Source organism: Pseudomonas tolaasii NCPPB 2192 (assembly GCF_002813445.1).
Lineage (GTDB): Bacteria > Pseudomonadota > Gammaproteobacteria > Pseudomonadales > Pseudomonadaceae > Aquipseudomonas > Aquipseudomonas tolaasii.
The window spans coordinates 444,020-459,879 of the sequence record NZ_PHHD01000001.1 but is presented as its reverse complement, the minus strand read 5'-3'; the positions used below and the strand labels follow the sequence as shown (position 1 = coordinate 459,879).

The 15,860-nt window shown below is 57.9% G+C and carries 13 protein-coding genes and 2 tRNA genes; 14 read left to right on the top strand and 1 reads right to left on the bottom strand.

Annotation, left to right across the window (positions count from 1 at the left end):
* Window positions 1-81: 81 nt before the first annotated feature.
* Genes carB through ATI14_RS02170 form a run of 3 tightly spaced genes read left to right on the top strand, consistent with a single transcriptional unit; the run spans window position 82 to window position 4,209 of the window.
* Window positions 82-3,303, top strand: a complete 3,222-nt coding sequence (gene carB, locus ATI14_RS02180) for a carbamoyl-phosphate synthase large subunit (protein ID WP_016973771.1) — start codon at window positions 82-84, stop codon at window positions 3,301-3,303.
* Window positions 3,300-3,776: a transcription elongation factor GreA gene (gene greA / locus ATI14_RS02175; RefSeq protein ID WP_016973770.1), complete on the top strand. Its 477-nt coding sequence runs from the start codon at window positions 3,300-3,302 to the stop codon at window positions 3,774-3,776. Before carB ends, greA begins: the two co-directional genes overlap by 4 nt.
* A gap of 28 nt (window positions 3,777-3,804) precedes the next feature.
* Window positions 3,805-4,209, top strand: coding sequence for a hypothetical protein (locus ATI14_RS02170; RefSeq protein WP_026083148.1), 405 nt, complete (start codon window positions 3,805-3,807; stop codon window positions 4,207-4,209).
* Window positions 4,210-4,218: 9 nt separating this feature from the next.
* Here ATI14_RS02170 and ATI14_RS02165 read toward each other — a convergent pair whose 3' ends face one another.
* Window positions 4,219-4,527 (bottom strand): YhbY family RNA-binding protein, encoded by a 309-nt coding sequence (locus ATI14_RS02165; RefSeq protein WP_010206607.1) that lies wholly within the window; start codon window positions 4,525-4,527, stop codon window positions 4,219-4,221.
* Window positions 4,528-4,633: 106 nt separating this feature from the next.
* On the opposite strand from ATI14_RS02165, the gene rlmE reads away from it, so the two are divergent.
* The 11 genes from rlmE (at window position 4,634) to infB (ending at window position 15,778) form a co-directional block, all read left to right on the top strand.
* Window positions 4,634-5,284, top strand: a complete 651-nt coding sequence (gene rlmE, locus ATI14_RS02160; protein WP_016973768.1) for a 23S rRNA (uridine(2552)-2'-O)-methyltransferase RlmE — start codon at window positions 4,634-4,636, stop codon at window positions 5,282-5,284.
* A 200-nt stretch (window positions 5,285-5,484) separates the two neighbouring features.
* Entirely contained in the window at window positions 5,485-7,395 is a 1,911-nt protein-coding gene (gene ftsH / locus ATI14_RS02155; protein ID WP_026083147.1) for an ATP-dependent zinc metalloprotease FtsH, read from the top strand.
* Between the two features lie 8 nt (window positions 7,396-7,403).
* Window positions 7,404-8,255, top strand: a complete 852-nt coding sequence (gene folP / locus ATI14_RS02150) for a dihydropteroate synthase (RefSeq protein WP_016973766.1) — start codon at window positions 7,404-7,406, stop codon at window positions 8,253-8,255.
* Window positions 8,256-8,271: 16 nt separating this feature from the next.
* Window positions 8,272-9,609 (top strand): phosphoglucosamine mutase, encoded by a 1,338-nt coding sequence (glmM, locus tag ATI14_RS02145; RefSeq protein WP_016973765.1) that lies wholly within the window; start codon window positions 8,272-8,274, stop codon window positions 9,607-9,609.
* Window positions 9,610-9,675: 66 nt separating this feature from the next.
* Window positions 9,676-10,431: a triose-phosphate isomerase gene (gene tpiA / locus ATI14_RS02140; protein WP_016973764.1), complete on the top strand. Its 756-nt coding sequence runs from the start codon at window positions 9,676-9,678 to the stop codon at window positions 10,429-10,431.
* Window positions 10,432-10,435: 4 nt separating this feature from the next.
* Window positions 10,436-10,819 carry a preprotein translocase subunit SecG gene (gene secG / locus ATI14_RS02135; RefSeq protein WP_080520217.1) on the top strand — a complete coding sequence of 128 codons (384 nt, stop codon included), beginning with the start codon at window positions 10,436-10,438 and terminating at the stop codon, window positions 10,817-10,819.
* Between the two features lie 22 nt (window positions 10,820-10,841).
* Window positions 10,842-10,927, top strand: a tRNA-Leu gene (locus tag ATI14_RS02130).
* A 96-nt stretch (window positions 10,928-11,023) separates the two neighbouring features.
* Window positions 11,024-11,100 (top strand) — tRNA-Met (locus ATI14_RS02125).
* A gap of 140 nt (window positions 11,101-11,240) precedes the next feature.
* Window positions 11,241-11,699 carry a ribosome maturation factor RimP gene (gene rimP, locus ATI14_RS02120; protein ID WP_032806314.1) on the top strand — a complete coding sequence of 153 codons (459 nt, stop codon included), beginning with the start codon at window positions 11,241-11,243 and terminating at the stop codon, window positions 11,697-11,699.
* 47 nt (window positions 11,700-11,746) lie between these two features.
* Window positions 11,747-13,228: a transcription termination factor NusA gene (gene nusA, locus ATI14_RS02115; RefSeq protein ID WP_016973763.1), complete on the top strand. Its 1,482-nt coding sequence runs from the start codon at window positions 11,747-11,749 to the stop codon at window positions 13,226-13,228.
* Between the two features lie 27 nt (window positions 13,229-13,255).
* Complete coding sequence (infB, locus tag ATI14_RS02110; RefSeq protein ID WP_016973762.1) at window positions 13,256-15,778, top strand: translation initiation factor IF-2; 2,523 nt, start codon at window positions 13,256-13,258, stop codon at window positions 15,776-15,778.
* Window positions 15,779-15,860: the final 82 nt, after the last annotated feature.

Here is a 15,860-nt window from a genome sequence, read left to right as displayed (position 1 = left end):
GTTTTCGGTGGCCCCCGCCGGCTCATCAAAGATTGTTCAAGACGGCTTGCCGACTGACCTGCGGATTTGAGTGACAAACCCATGCCAAAACGTACAGACATAAAAAGCATCCTGATTCTCGGCGCTGGCCCGATCGTGATCGGCCAGGCCTGCGAATTCGACTACTCCGGCGCCCAGGCCTGTAAAGCCCTGCGCGAGGAGGGCTACCGCGTCATCCTGGTGAACTCCAACCCGGCCACCATCATGACCGACCCGGCCATGGCCGACGCCACCTACATCGAGCCGATCAAGTGGCAGACCGTTGCCAAGATCATCGAAAAGGAGCGTCCAGACGCTCTGCTGCCAACCATGGGTGGCCAGACCGCGCTGAACTGCGCCCTGGACCTGGAGCGCGAAGGCGTCCTGGAAAAGTTCGGCGTAGAGATGATCGGTGCAAACGCCGATACCATCGACAAGGCTGAAGACCGTTCGCGTTTCGACAAGGCCATGAAATCCATCGGCCTGGCGTGCCCACGTTCGGGTATCGCCCACAGCATGGAAGAAGCCAACGCGGTTCTCGAAACCCTGGGCTTCCCGTGCATCATCCGTCCGTCCTTCACCATGGGCGGCACCGGTGGCGGTATTGCTTACAACCGTGAAGAGTTCGAAGAAATCTGCGCTCGTGGTCTGGATTTGTCGCCGACCAAAGAGCTGCTGATCGACGAATCCCTGATCGGCTGGAAAGAGTACGAGATGGAGGTTGTCCGCGATAAGAAGGACAACTGCATCATCGTCTGCTCCATTGAAAACTTTGACCCGATGGGTGTGCACACCGGTGACTCGATCACCGTGGCGCCGGCACAGACCCTGACCGACAAGGAATATCAGATCCTGCGTAACGCCTCTCTGGCGGTACTGCGCGAGATCGGCGTGGAAACCGGTGGTTCCAACGTTCAGTTCGGCATCTGCCCGAACACTGGCCGCATGGTCGTGATCGAAATGAACCCGCGTGTTTCCCGTTCGTCGGCCCTGGCCTCGAAAGCCACCGGTTTCCCGATCGCCAAGGTCGCGGCCAAGCTGGCCGTGGGTTACACCCTGGACGAGCTGTCGAACGACATCACTGGCGGCAAGACCCCGGCGTCTTTCGAGCCGTCCATCGACTATGTCGTCACCAAGCTGCCACGCTTTGCCTTTGAGAAATTTGCTCAGGCAGACGCCCGTTTGACCACTCAGATGAAGTCGGTCGGCGAAGTCATGGCCATCGGCCGTACGTTCCAGGAGTCCCTGCAGAAAGCCTTGCGTGGCCTGGAAGTCGGCGTGTGCGGCCTGGACGAGAAGCTCGACCTGAGCAACCCGGAAAGCATGAGCGTGCTCAAGCGTGAGCTGACCGTGCCGGGCGCCGAGCGTATCTGGTACGTGGCTGACGCTTTCCGCGCCGGCATGACCGTCGAAGACATCTTCGGCATGAACATGATCGACCCGTGGTTCCTGGTGCAGATCGAAGATCTGATCAAGGAAGAAGAGAAGGTCAAGACCCTGGGTCTGGCCAGCATCGACCGCGACATGATGTTCCGCCTCAAGCGCAAAGGCTTCTCCGACCAGCGTCTGGCCAAGCTGCTGGGCGTGACCGAGAAAAACCTGCGTACCCATCGCCACAAGCTGGAGATCTTCCCGGTCTACAAGCGCGTTGACACCTGCGCCGCCGAGTTCTCCACCGACACCGCTTACCTGTACTCCACCTACGAGGAAGAGTGTGAAGCGGCGCCGTCCGGTCGCGACAAGATCATCATTCTGGGTGGTGGCCCGAACCGCATTGGCCAGGGTATCGAGTTCGACTACTGCTGCGTACACGCCGCGCTCGCCCTGCGCGACGACGGGTACGAGACCATCATGGTCAACTGCAACCCGGAAACCGTCTCCACCGACTACGACACCTCCGATCGCCTGTACTTCGAACCGGTCACCCTGGAAGACGTGCTGGAAATCGTACGCGTCGAGAAGCCCAAAGGCGTGATCGTCCAATACGGCGGCCAAACCCCGCTGAAACTGGCTCGCGCGCTTGAAGCGGCTGGCGTGCCGATTATCGGCACCAGCCCGGACGCCATCGACCGTGCTGAAGACCGTGAGCGCTTCCAGCAAATGGTTGAGCGCCTGAACCTGCGCCAGCCACCAAACGCCACTGTGCGCAGCGAAGACGAAGCCATCCGTGCCGCCAGCAAGATCGGCTACCCGCTGGTGGTGCGTCCGTCCTACGTGTTGGGCGGCCGGGCGATGGAAATCGTCTACCAGGAAGAAGAACTCAAGCGCTACCTGCGCGACGCGGTGAAAGTGTCCAACGACAGCCCGGTGCTGCTGGACCACTTCCTCAACTGCGCCATCGAAATGGACGTGGATGCGGTCTGCGACGGTACCGACGTGGTCATCGGCGCGATCATGCAGCACATTGAACAAGCGGGTGTTCACTCCGGTGACTCGGCCTGCTCGCTGCCGCCGTACTCGCTGCCGGCGCACATCCAGGACGAGATGCGCGAACAGGTCAAGAAGATGGCGCTGGAACTGGGCGTGGTCGGTTTGATGAACGTTCAGTTGGCGCTGCAAGGCGAAGACATCTACGTCATCGAAGTCAACCCGCGCGCTTCGCGTACCGTGCCATTTGTTTCCAAGTGCATCGGTGTGTCCCTGGCGATGATCGCTGCTCGCGTGATGGCCGGTAAGACCTTGAAGGAAATCGGTTTCACCAAGGAAATCATTCCAAACTTCTACAGCGTGAAAGAGGCGGTCTTCCCGTTCGCCAAATTCCCGGGTGTTGACCCGATCCTGGGCCCGGAGATGAAGTCCACCGGTGAAGTGATGGGTGTGGGCGATACCTTCGGTGAGGCGTTCGCCAAAGCCCAAATGGGCGCCAGTGAAGTGCTGCCGACCGGCGGTACTGCATTCATCAGCGTGCGTGACGATGACAAGCCGCTGGTTGCAGGCGTGGCCCGCGATCTGATCAACTTGGGCTTCGAAGTCGTGGCCACCGCCGGGACCGCCAAGCTGATTGAAGCTGCCGGCCTGAAAGTGCGCCGCGTCAACAAGGTGACGGAAGGCCGTCCGCATGTGGTCGACATGATCAAGAATGACGAAGTCACGCTGATCATCAACACCACCGAAGGTCGCCAGTCGATCGCGGATTCGTACTCCATCCGTCGTAACGCCTTGCAGCACAAGATCTACTGCACCACCACCATTGCTGCTGGCGAAGCCATCTGCGAAGCGCTCAAGTTCGGTCCGGAAAAGACCGTACGTCGCTTGCAGGATCTACACGCAGGATTGAAGGCATGACCAAATACCCAATGACTGTCCAGGGCTTCAAAGCCCTGGAAGAGGAGCACGCCCACCTGACCAAGGTCGTCCGTCCGAAGCTGAGCCAGGACATCGGGACGGCCCGCGAGCTGGGTGACTTGAAGGAAAACGCCGAATACCACGCTGCCCGCGAGCAGCAGGGTATGGTCGAGGCGCGTATTCGTGACATCGAAGGTCGCCTGCAGAACTCGGTGGTCATCGATGTGACGACCATTCCGAAGACCGGCAAGGTGATTTTCGGCACGACCGTGGAAATCGCCAACGTTGAAACTGACGAAAGTGTGGTTTACCACATCGTTGGCGAAGACGAAGCTGACTTCAAACTCGGCAAAATCTCTGTCGGTTCCCCACTGGCCCGTGCCTTGATTGCCAAGGAAGAGGGTGATGTGGTGGTTGTTAAAACGCCAGGTGGCGTAACCGAGTACGAGATTGTTGAAGTTCGTCACGTCTGAAAGGCGGCGCCCGCTTCGTGCGGGCGCCATGCTTTGGCAGCTCTCCCAGATGCTCTGGGTGGGCGGCCTGTGGTTGTTGCACATTGGCGTGTTGCCGGCGTTGGGTCTGATTGGCTTGGCGCCGTTGCTGATCGATGAGGTTGATGGATTGCTTAGTGCGTTGCTGGTGGGTTTTGCAGCGGCGTGCGTAACGCTCCAGGTGCTGGTGCTGATCAAGGCCGAGGGCTTGGAGAGTTTGTGGCGGGATATTCGCGGCCAACTGCTGTTGATGGCGCTGTATGCGTGCGCAATGTTTTGCGTGGTGCATATGTGGCTGCCGGAAGCGTTGCGCTGGCAGCTATTCAGCTATCTTGTGCTAGGGTTCTCCGGTCTGGTGCTGGTTTTGCAGCCCGCGCCAGGATGGAGTGGCAGGGCGCGCGAAGCACGCCCATGACCCTTTTTGTTACTTGAAGCGGTGTACGTTCGACAGTTGCTTGTTGACGCTGAAGTTCTTGCGATACAGCAGCGCCATCTTGCCGATGACCTGAACCAGGTCTGCTTTGCCAACCTTGCACAGTTCTGCGATGGCAGCCAGGCGCGCTTCGCGGTCGAGGATGTTGACCTTGATCTTGATCAGTTCATGATCGTTCAATGCGCGTTCGAATTCGGCTAACACACCTTCAGTCAAACCGTTGTCTGCCACAATCAGAACTGGTTTCAGATGGTGGCCAATGGATTTGTACTGTTTCTTCTGCTCTTGAGTGAGCGGCATAATCTGACCCCTGCGTCTGATCTTGTAAAAAGCGGCGGCCAGTTTACCCGAGCGAGTCCGGGACCGCCCAGTTAATCACGACCCGTTTTATTTTTCGAGGTGGCCCGTGGCCCGTTCCAAAACCAGTCTTAAGTGGCTACAAGAACATTTCAACGATCCTTACGTCAAAAAGGCGCAGAAGGACGGCTACCGTTCCCGAGCCAGCTACAAGCTGCTGGAACTGCAGGACAAGGACAAACTGTTTCGCCCCGGCATGAGCGTGATTGACCTGGGCGCGGCCCCGGGTGGCTGGTCCCAGGTGGCCAGTCGTCTGATTGGCGGGCAAGGCCGGCTGATCGCGTCCGACATCCTTGAGATGGACAGCATCCCGGATGTGACCTTTGTTCACGGTGACTTTACCCAGGACGCCGTGTTGGCTGAAATTCTGGAAGCCGTGGGAAATTCGCAGGTAGACCTTGTGATTTCCGACATGGCCCCCAATATGAGTGGATTACCGGCTGTTGATATGCCGCGAGCCATGTTCCTGTGCGAGTTGGCGCTGGATCTGGCGGGTCGGGTATTGCGTCCGGGAGGCGATTTCCTGGTCAAGGTCTTCCAGGGGGAAGGTTTTGACGAGTACCACAAGAACATCCGCAAGCTGTTCGACAAGGTGCAGATGCGCAAGCCGGACTCTTCCCGGGACCGGTCTCGCGAGCAATACCTGTTGGCGCGAGGGTTCCGCGGTATCGAAGGCGCCGCGAGTGAAGAGCGTCTTTAAGGGTTTTAAGGAAGGCGATAGGTTTTTTTATGTCGCTTTCGTCACGAAGCTTTACGAATATTGTGTAGTCAAAGTTTCACAAAGGGTTACAGACGGCGCCTGCCAGAGTTGTAGGTAATGTAGTAAGTTAGGCCGGTGAATATCATGCGAAGCGCGCGCCAGTAGCGGAGCTTGCTTCAGAGGGTAGTTAATTGAACGATATGGCAAAGAATCTGATCCTGTGGTTGATCATCGCGGCTGTCCTGGTGACGGTGATGAACAACTTCTCCAGCCCTAACGAGCCGCAGACCCTCAACTATTCCGACTTCATCCAGCAAGTTAAGGATGGCAAGGTCGAGCGCGTGGCGGTTGATGGCTACGTGATTACCGGCAAACGCAATGATGGCGACAGCTTCAAGACCATTCGTCCGGCCATTCAGGACAACGGTCTGATCGGCGATCTGGTGGATAACCACGTGGTTGTGGAAGGCAAGCAGCCTGAGCAGCAGAGCATCTGGACCCAGCTTTTGGTCGCGAGCTTCCCGATCCTGGTGATCATTGCCGTGTTCATGTTCTTCATGCGCCAGATGCAAGGTGGTGCAGGGGGCAAGGGCGGGCCGATGAGCTTCGGCAAGAGCAAGGCGCGCCTGCTGTCGGAAGATCAGGTGAAAACGACTTTGGCTGACGTCGCCGGTTGCGACGAAGCCAAGGAAGAAGTGGGTGAGCTGGTTGAGTTCCTGCGTGATCCGGGCAAGTTCCAGCGCCTTGGTGGCCGCATTCCTCGCGGTGTGCTGATGGTTGGTCCACCGGGTACCGGTAAAACCTTGCTGGCCAAGGCCATTGCCGGTGAAGCCAAGGTGCCTTTCTTTACCATTTCCGGTTCTGACTTTGTCGAAATGTTCGTCGGTGTCGGTGCCAGCCGTGTTCGCGATATGTTCGAGCAGGCCAAAAAGCACGCGCCGTGCATCATCTTTATCGATGAAATCGACGCCGTTGGTCGCCATCGTGGTGCCGGCATGGGCGGTGGTCATGACGAGCGTGAGCAGACCCTCAACCAGTTGCTGGTCGAGATGGACGGCTTTGAAATGAATGACGGCATCATCGTCATTGCGGCCACCAACCGTCCGGATGTGCTCGACCCTGCGTTGCTGCGTCCTGGCCGTTTCGACCGTCAGGTGGTGGTTGGCTTGCCGGACATTCGCGGTCGCGAGCAGATTCTGAAAGTGCACATGCGCAAAGTCCCAATGGGTGATGACGTGGCTCCGGCCGTGATTGCCCGTGGTACCCCAGGCTTCTCCGGTGCCGATCTGGCTAACCTGGTCAACGAGGCCTCCTTGTTCGCTGCCCGTACCGGCAAGCGCATCGTCGAGATGAAAGAATTCGAGCTGGCGAAAGACAAGATCATGATGGGCGCCGAGCGCAAATCCATGGTCATGTCCGAGAAAGAAAAGCAGAACACCGCTTATCACGAAGCCGGTCACGCCATTGTTGGTCGCGTTGTGCCTGAGCACGACCCGGTCTACAAAGTGTCGATCATTCCTCGTGGTCGGGCATTGGGTGTAACCATGTTCCTGCCGGAAGAGGATCGTTACAGCCTCTCCAAGCGGGCTCTGATCAGCCAGATCTGTTCGTTGTACGGCGGCCGTATTGCCGAAGAGATGACGCTTGGCTTTGACGGTGTGACTACCGGCGCTTCCAACGACATCATGCGTGCCAGCCAGATTGCGCGGAATATGGTGACCAAGTGGGGGTTGTCGGAAAAACTCGGCCCCTTGATGTATGCCGAGGAAGAAGGCGAGGTGTTCCTGGGTCGTGGTGGTGGCGGTCAAAACGCCAGCTTCTCCGGTGAGACAGCCAAGCTGATCGACTCTGAAGTGCGGAGCATCATTGACCAGTGCTACGGCACGGCCAAGCAGATCCTGACCGACAACCGCGACAAGCTGGATGCCATGGCTGACGCATTGATGAAGTACGAAACCATTGATGCCGACCAGATCGACGACATCATGGCGGGCCGTACTCCACGTGAGCCTCGGGACTGGGAGGGTGGTTCGGGTACTTCGGGCACGCCGCCTGTTGTACAAAATGAACGCCCGGAAACCCCAATTGGCGGCCCTGCGGCTGACCTCTAAGGTTTGAAATGACTTCTGTGTTGTCCTCTACCCGGTTGCCTTGCGGCAACCGGGTTCTTGATTTGGCCCAAACACACGTTATGGGCATCCTCAACGTAACCCCAGACTCGTTTTCCGACGGCGGTCGCTTCAATCAGTTGGATGCCGCGATGCGTCACGCCGAAGCGATGGTGTTGGCGGGGGCGACGCTCATAGATGTTGGCGGTGAATCCACTCGACCTGGCGCGCGTGTTGTTTCTCCTTTGGAAGAGCTGGAGCGAGTGGCGCCGATAGTCGAGCGTATTGCCCGCGAGCTGGATGTCATTATTTCCGTCGACACGTCTACGCCGGCCGTGATGCGCGAAACTGCGCGCCTCGGTGCTGGCTTGATCAATGATGTGCGTTCCCTTCAGCGCGACGGTGCGCTCGATGCTGCTGCGGCAACCGGTTTGCCCGTATGCCTGATGCACATGCTTGGCGAGCCCGGCAATATGCAGGACAACCCCCATTACGACGACCTTGTTGGTGACGTAAGCGGGTTTCTCGCGGAGCGAATCGCTCAATGTGCTGCGGCCGGAATACCGCCTGATCGGATCGTCCTTGATCCCGGGTTTGGTTTCGCCAAGACCCTGCAACACAATTTAAGCCTGTTCAAACATATGGAATCCCTGCATGCCCTTGGTCGGCCCTTGTTGGTTGGTGTTTCGCGCAAGAGCATGATAGGGCTGGCCTTGAATCGCCCTGTGGGTGAGCGGCTATATGGCGGTCTTGCGCTGGCAGCGCTTGCGATGACCAAAGGTGCGCGTATCTTGCGTGTGCATGACGTTGCCGAGACTGTAGATGTGGTTCGCATGATTGCCGCTGTAGAATTCGCCGAATAAGAATGATGGAGCACTTATGACTAAAAAATACTTTGGCACCGACGGTATCCGTGGTCGGGTCGGCGAATATCCGATTACTCCTGATTTCATGCTCAAGCTGGGCTGGGCCGCGGGTATGGCATTCCGCAGCATGGGCGCGTGCCGAATCCTCGTGGGCAAAGACACCCGCATCTCGGGGTACATGTTTGAATCCGCCCTGGAGGCGGGATTGTCCGCTGCCGGTGCTGATGTGATGTTGCTGGGGCCGATGCCGACGCCTGCCATTGCTTATTTGACGCGTACCTTTCACGCGCAGGCCGGTATCGTGATCAGTGCCTCGCATAATCCGCACGATGACAACGGCATCAAGTTCTTCTCAGGCCAGGGCACCAAGTTGCCGGACGAGATCGAGCTGATGATCGAAGAGCTGCTGGATGCGCCGATGACGGTGGTCGAGTCCAGCAAGTTGGGCAAGGTGTCCCGTATCAACGACGCGTCCGGCCGTTATATTGAATTCTGCAAAAGCAGCGTGCCGACCAGCACCAATTTTGCCGGGCTCAAGATTGTTGTCGATTGTGCCCATGGTGCGACCTACAAGGTGGCTCCGAGTGTATTCAAGGAGTTGGGCGCCGATGTGACGGTGCTGTCGGCTCAGCCCAATGGCCTGAACATCAACGACAACTGCGGTTCCACCCATATGGAGCAGTTGCAGGCAGCCGTCTTGGCTGAGCATGCCGACCTGGGTATTGCCTTTGATGGCGACGGTGATCGTGTCCTGATGGTGGATCACACCGGCGCAGTGGTCGATGGGGATGATCTGCTGTTTATCATCGCTCGCGACCTGCATGAGCGTAACAAGCTGCAAGGCGGTGTTGTCGGTACGCTGATGAGCAACCTCGGTCTTGAGCTGGCCCTGGCGGAACTTGGCATTCCTTTTGTGCGTGCCAATGTGGGTGATCGCTATGTGATCGCCGAGCTGCTGGAGCGCAATTGGCTGGTGGGTGGCGAGAACTCAGGCCATGTTGTCTGCTTCCAGCACACCACTACAGGTGATGCGATTATTGCTGCGCTGCAGGTGCTGCTGGCTTTGCGTCGCCGCGACGAGAGCCTGGCCCAGGCGCGTCAGGCTTTGCGCAAATGCCCGCAGGTTTTGCTGAATGTGCGTTTCGCTGGCGGTGAAAATCCAATTGAACACCCTGCTGTCAAGGACGCCTGCGAGCGCGTGACTCTGGCAATGGCGGGGCGTGGGCGGGTGCTGCTGCGCAAGTCCGGCACAGAGCCCTTGGTGCGTGTCATGGTCGAAGGTGAGGACGAAGTACAGGTTCGTGGCCATGCCGAAGACCTGGCAAAACTGGTAACTGAAGTTTGCGCTTGAATTCGGCTTGCCAGTGATGATGGGGTTGGGTAACATCTGCGCCCACTTTGACCGACGAGGTACAGCATGCGTCGCACTATGGTAGCTGGTAACTGGAAGATGCACGGTACCCGCGCCAGTGTCGCCGAGCTGATCAACGGCCTTCGTCACTTGGCATTGCCAAGCGGTGTCGATGTCGCGGTTTTCCCGCCTTGCTTGCATATCAACCAAGTGGTTGATGGCTTGAAAGGCAAGTCGATCCAGGTCGGCGCGCAGAACTCTGCGGTGGAGCCGATGCAAGGTGCGTTGACCGGTGAGATTTCGCCGAGTCAGCTGGTTGATGCGGGTTGTTCCTATGTGCTCGTCGGGCACTCCGAGCGCCGCCAGATGATGGGCGAGCGTGATGGGACACTCAATCGCAAGTTCGCAGCGGCACAGGCTTGTGGTCTGATTCCGGTGTTGTGCGTAGGGGAGACCCTTGCAGAGCGCGAATCGGGCAAGACTCTTGAAGTTGTCTCGCGTCAGCTGGGCAGCATCATCGAGGAGTTGGGTGTAGGTGCGTTTGCAAAGGCTGTCATTGCTTACGAGCCGGTCTGGGCCATTGGCACCGGGCTGACTGCAACGCCGCAACAGGCGCAGGATGTGCACGCAGCCATCCGCGCGCAGTTGGCGGCAGAGAATTCTGAGGTCGCGCAAGGTGTGCGGCTTCTATACGGCGGCAGCGTGAAGGCGGCCAATGCGGTCGAACTGTTCGGCATGCCGGATATCGATGGGGGGCTCATTGGTGGAGCTTCCCTGAATGCAGATGAGTTCGGTGCGATCTGTCGCGCCGCGGGAAACTGAAAAAATGCTGGAAACAGTCGTAGTCGTTTTTCATCTGTTGGCTGCCCTGGGCGTAGTTGCCCTGGTTTTGTTGCAACAGGGTAAAGGTGCGGATGCTGGTGCGTCTTTCGGTGCAGGTGCTTCAAATACTGTGTTCGGAAGCCAAGGTTCCTCTACCTTTCTTAGTAAGTTTACTGCTATACTTACCGCAGGTTTCTTCATAACCAGCTTAGGGTTAGGTTACTTTGCTAAAGAGAAAGCTCATGTGCTGACTCAAGTAGGTTTGCCAAACCCGGCAGTGTTGGAAGTACCAAAAGCAAAACCGGCTTCTGATGATGTCCCGGTGCTTCAAGAGCAAAAGTCGGCTACTCCAGCGACTGACGTACCTCCAGCTCAAGAGCAAAAGTAAGAAGGGTTGTAAACGCTGTATTGCCGAGGTGGTGGAATTGGTAGACACGCAACCTTGAGGTGGTTGTGCCCATAGGGTGTAGGGGTTCGAGTCCCCTTCTCGGTACCAATTATCAGGAGAGCCCGCTGTTGCGGGCTTTCTTGTAGGTGGAAGGTTACATTGACCCTTTAGGGGATCGGTCGTATACTTCCGCCCCAGCTTTGTCGCGGGGTGGAGCAGTCTGGTAGCTCGTCGGGCTCATAACCCGAAGGTCGTCGGTTCAAATCCGGCCCCCGCAACCAGTTTTAGCGGAGCCCCTTTTAAGGGGCTTTTTGTTAGCTGGACACTTTCAACGCCGCTGTTCGACGGCGTTTCAAGGATGGGCGTTTCGCCCATTTTTTTATTTTGCACAGCATGCACATACATGCACGAGGGGGTTCAGGTGTCGAGCAAGCTAGAAGAGTTGCAGGCCTTGTTGGCCCCGGTGGTCGTGGCCCTAGGCTATGAATGCTGGGGTATTGAGTTTTCGGCTCAAGGTCGCCACTCAATGTTGCGCGTTTATATCGATAAAGAGGGCGGCGTGCTGGTGGACGATTGTGCCATTGTCAGCCGTCAGATCAGCGGTGTGCTGGATGTTGAAGATCCTATCTCCGTTGAATACACCCTCGAAGTTTCCTCGCCAGGCATGGAACGCCCACTGTTCACTATTGATCAGTTTGCAAAATTTGCCGGTGAACAAGTGAAGATCAGGCTGCGTTCTCCCTTTGAAGGGCGGCGCAACTTTCAGGGCCTTCTGCGCGGTGTAGAAGAACAGGATGTCGTGGTGCAAGTAGAAGACCATGAGTTCCTGTTGCCGATCGATATGATCGACAAGGCCAACATTATTCCCAGTTTTGACTGAGACGCGGATCCCGCGGATCCAATGGCTTGCGAAAGGCGAGGCGTACGATGAGCAAAGAAGTACTGCTGGTTGTTGAGTCGGTATCCAATGAAAAGGGCGTACCGGCAAACGTGATTTTTGAAGCGCTGGAGCTGGCTTTGGCCACGGCTACCAAAAAGCGTTTTGAAGACGAAGTTGATCTGCGTGTGGAAATCAACCGCCACACCGGTGCCTATGAGACTTTCCGTCGCTGGACGGTCGTCGAAGAAGCCGATCTTGATGATCCGGCCATCGAAACCTGGCCGAGCAAGGCTGCCGAAACGCACCCTGGCGCCAAGGTCGGTGATGTCGTCGAAGAAAAGATCGAATCGATCGAGTTCGGCCGTATTGCTGCACAGACCGCCAAGCAGGTCATCGTGCAGAAGGTTCGCGAAGCCGAGCGCGCTCAAGTCGTTGACGCCTATCGCGAACGCCTGGGTGAAATCATCTCCGGCACCGTGAAAAAAGTCACCCGCGACAATGTGATCGTCGACCTGGGCAACAACGCCGAAGCGTTGCTGGCCCGTGAAGACATCATCTCCCGCGAAACCTTCCGTGTGGGAGTGCGTCTGCGTGCACTGCTCAAGGAAATCCGCACCGAGAACCGCGGCCCGCAGCTGATCCTGTCGCGCACCGCGCCGGAAATGCTGATCGAGCTGTTCCGTATTGAAGTGCCGGAAATCGCCGAAGGCCTGATTGAAGTCATGGCTGCGTCCCGCGACCCGGGTTCGCGTGCGAAAATTGCGGTCCGCTCCAAGGACAAACGCATCGACCCGCAAGGCGCTTGCATCGGTATGCGCGGTTCGCGCGTCCAGGCGGTGTCGGGCGAATTGGGCGGTGAGCGTGTGGACATCGTGCTGTGGGACGATAACCCGGCGCAGTTCGTGATCAACGCCATGTCGCCGGCTGAAGTGGCGGCAATTATCGTTGACGAAGATGCCCATGCCATGGACATCGCCGTTGGCGCAGACAATCTGGCTCAGGCCATTGGTCGTGGTGGTCAGAACGTGCGTCTGGCCAGCCAACTGACCGGCTGGACCCTGAACGTGATGACCGAATCGGACATCCAGGCTAAGCAGCAAGCTGAAACCGGTGACATCCTGCGCAACTTCATCGAAGAGCTGGAAGTCGATGAAGAGCTGGCACAGGTGCTGGTAGATGAAGGCTTCACCAGCCTGGAAGAGATTGCCTACGTACCGTTGGAAGAAATGCTCAACATCGACGGCTTTGACGAAGACATCGTCAACGAGCTTCGCGCTCGGGCCAAGGATCGTTTGTTGACTAAAGCCATCGCTACTGAGGAAAAGCTGGCAGACGCCCATCCGGCCGAAGACCTGCTCTCGCTTGAGGGTATGGACAAGGATTTGGCGATGGAACTGGCGGTGCGCGGCGTAATTACCCGCGAAGACCTGGCCGAGCAGTCTATTGACGATCTGCTCGACATCGACGGCATTGACGATGATCGTGCCGGCAAGTTGATCATGGCCGCCCGAGCCCATTGGTTCGAGTAACTAGGCGCGGCCTGAGGAGAGAAGTGCATGACGCAAGTCACGGTGAAACAACTGGCCGATGAGGTCAAAACACCGGTAGAGCGCCTGTTGCAGCAGATGCGTGAGGCAGGTCTGCCGCACACCGCCGCCGATGAAGGTGTGAGCGACAGTGAGAAGCAGTCTTTGCTGACTCACTTGAAGAGCAGCCACAAGGCGAAAGTGGAAGAACCGCGCAAGATTACACTGCAGCGCAAAACCACCAGCACCCTTCGTGTTGCGGGTAGCAAAAGCATCAGCGTTGAAGTGCGCAAGAAGAAAGTCTTCGTACAGCGCAGCCCGGAAGAAATCGAAGCCGAGCGCAAACGCGAGCTGGAAGAGCGTCGCGCAGTAGAAAATGCTGCTCGTCAGAAGGCTGAAGAAGAAGCCAAGCGTCGCGCCGAAGAAGAAGCGCGTCGCCAGCCTGCTGCTGCGCAACCTGCTGCCGCTGAAGCCGTTGCCGAGCCTGTTGCGCCTGTTGAAGCTGTGCGTGAGGCCGCTCCGGTTGCCGCCGCACCGGCTCCTGCAACTGAGCGCAAGCGTGAAGAGCCGCGCCGTCCTGATAAACCACGTGCTGACGATAACAATCGTCGCGGCGGTGGTGGCGATGGCGAGCGCAAAAACGCTCCGCATCGCGCTTCGGTCAAAGAGAAAGCGCCCGCTCCACGGGTTGCCCCACGTACTACCGACGAAGAAAGCGATGGCTTCCGTCGTGGTGGTCGCGGCAAGGCCAAGCTGAAAAAACGCAACGCCCACGGTTTCCAGAGCCCAACCGGCCCTGTCGTGCGTGAAGTGAAGATCGGCGAGACCATCACTGTTGGCGACCTCGCTCAGCAGATGTCGGTCAAGGCTGCTGAAATCATCAAGTTCATGTTCAAGCTGGGTACTCCGGCCACCATCAACCAGGTACTGGATCAGGAAACTGCTCAACTGGTTGCTGAAGAGCTGGGCCACAAAGTGACCCTGGTCAGCGACACCGCCCTGGAAGATTCCCTGGCCGAGTCCCTGAAGTTTGAAGGTGAAGCCGTATCCCGTGCGCCGGTTGTGACCGTAATGGGCCACGTTGACCACGGTAAAACTTCCCTGCTCGACTACATCCGTCGTGCCAAGGTTGCAGCTGGCGAAGCCGGCGGCATCACCCAGCACATCGGTGCATACCACGTTGAAACCGATCGTGGCATGGTGACGTTCCTCGACACCCCGGGTCACGCCGCGTTTACCGCAATGCGTGCCCGTGGTGCCAAGGCGACCGACATCGTGATCCTGGTGGTTGCAGCGGACGACGGCGTGATGCCGCAAACCATCGAGGCTGTTCAGCACGCTCAGGCGGCTGGCGTTCCTCTGGTGGTTGCAGTGAACAAAATCGACAAGCCGGGCGCCGATCTCGATCGCATCCGTAGCGAATTGTCGGTTCACGGCGTGACTTCCGAAGAGTGGGGTGGCGACACTCCATTCGTACCGGTCTCTGCGAAGATGGGTACCGGCGTTGACGAACTGCTCGAAGCCGTTCTGTTGCAAGCCGAGGTTCTGGAATTGACCGCTACTCCATCGGCTCCTGGCCGTGGTGTTGTAGTTGAATCCCGCCTCGACAAGGGCCGTGGCCCGGTTGCGACCGTCCTGGTTCAAGACGGTACCCTGCGCCAGGGCGACATGGTGCTGGTCGGTTCGAACTACGGCCGTGTACGTGCGATGCTCGACGAGAACGGCAAGCCAATCAAGGAAGCAGGTCCTGCTATCCCGGTCGAGATCCTCGGCCTGGACGGTACTCCGGACGCTGGCGACGAGATGAGCGTGGTTGCCGACGAGAAGAAAGCCCGTGAAGTGGCTCTGTTCCGTCAAGGCAAGTTCCGTGAAGTCAAACTGGCCCGTGCTCACGCCGGCAAGCTGGAAAACATCTTCGAGAACATGGGCCAGGAAGAGAAGAAGACGCTTAACATCGTCCTCAAATCTGACGTACGTGGTTCTCTCGAAGCGTTGAACGGCGCCCTGAACGGGCTGGGTAACGACGAAGTGCAAGTGCGCGTTGTCGGTGGCGGTGTCGGTGGTATTACCGAGTCCGACGCCAACCTGGCACTGGCTTCCAACGCTGTACTGTTCGGCTTCAACGTGCGTGCCGATGCCGGCGCTCGCAAGATCGTCGAGCAGGAAGGCCTGGACATGCGTTACTACAACGTCATCTACGACATCATCGAAGACGTCAAGAAAGCCCTCACCGGCATGCTTGGCAGCGACGTCCGGGAGAACATCCTGGGTATCGCCGAAGTCCGTGACGTATTCCGCTCGCCGAAATTCGGCGCGATCGCCGGTTGCATGGTGGTTGAAGGCACCGTGTACCGTAACCGTCCAATCCGTGTACTGCGTGAAGACATCGTTATCTTCGAAGGCGAGCTGGAATCCCTGCGCCGTTTCAAGGATGACGCTTCCGAAGTACGTGCCGGCATGGAGTGCGGTATCGGCGTCAAGAGCTACAACGACGTCAAGGTTGGCGACAAGATCGAAGTCTTCGAGAAGGTTCAGGTTGCTCGCAGCCTCTAACTCGCGCACTTCCGGAGCCACGCGGCGTGTGGGCATGCAGATGCCCCGCGCAGCGTACGGACTCTAAACGCAACGCCCGGTC

Bases quoted from the DNA above. Each gene is read 5' to 3' on its own strand.
- glmM (WP_016973765.1), top strand. From the start codon at position 8,272: ATGACTAAAAAATACTTTGGCACCGACGGTATCCGTGGTCGGGTCGGC.
- ATI14_RS02165 (WP_010206607.1), bottom strand. From the start codon at position 4,527: ATGCCGCTCACTCAAGAGCAGAAGAAACAGTACAAATCCATTGGCCAC.
- nusA (WP_016973763.1), top strand. From the start codon at position 11,747: ATGAGCAAAGAAGTACTGCTGGTTGTTGAGTCGGTATCCAATGAAAAG.
- secG (WP_080520217.1), top strand. From the start codon at position 10,436: ATGCTGGAAACAGTCGTAGTCGTTTTTCATCTGTTGGCTGCCCTGGGC.
- ATI14_RS02170 (WP_026083148.1), top strand. From the start codon at position 3,805: ATGCTTTGGCAGCTCTCCCAGATGCTCTGGGTGGGCGGCCTGTGGTTG.
- folP (WP_016973766.1), top strand. From the start codon at position 7,404: ATGACTTCTGTGTTGTCCTCTACCCGGTTGCCTTGCGGCAACCGGGTT.
- greA (WP_016973770.1), top strand. From the start codon at position 3,300: ATGACCAAATACCCAATGACTGTCCAGGGCTTCAAAGCCCTGGAAGAG.
- carB (WP_016973771.1), top strand. From the start codon at position 82: ATGCCAAAACGTACAGACATAAAAAGCATCCTGATTCTCGGCGCTGGC.
- infB (WP_016973762.1), top strand. From the start codon at position 13,256: ATGACGCAAGTCACGGTGAAACAACTGGCCGATGAGGTCAAAACACCG.
- tpiA (WP_016973764.1), top strand. From the start codon at position 9,676: ATGCGTCGCACTATGGTAGCTGGTAACTGGAAGATGCACGGTACCCGC.
- ftsH (WP_026083147.1), top strand. From the start codon at position 5,485: ATGGCAAAGAATCTGATCCTGTGGTTGATCATCGCGGCTGTCCTGGTG.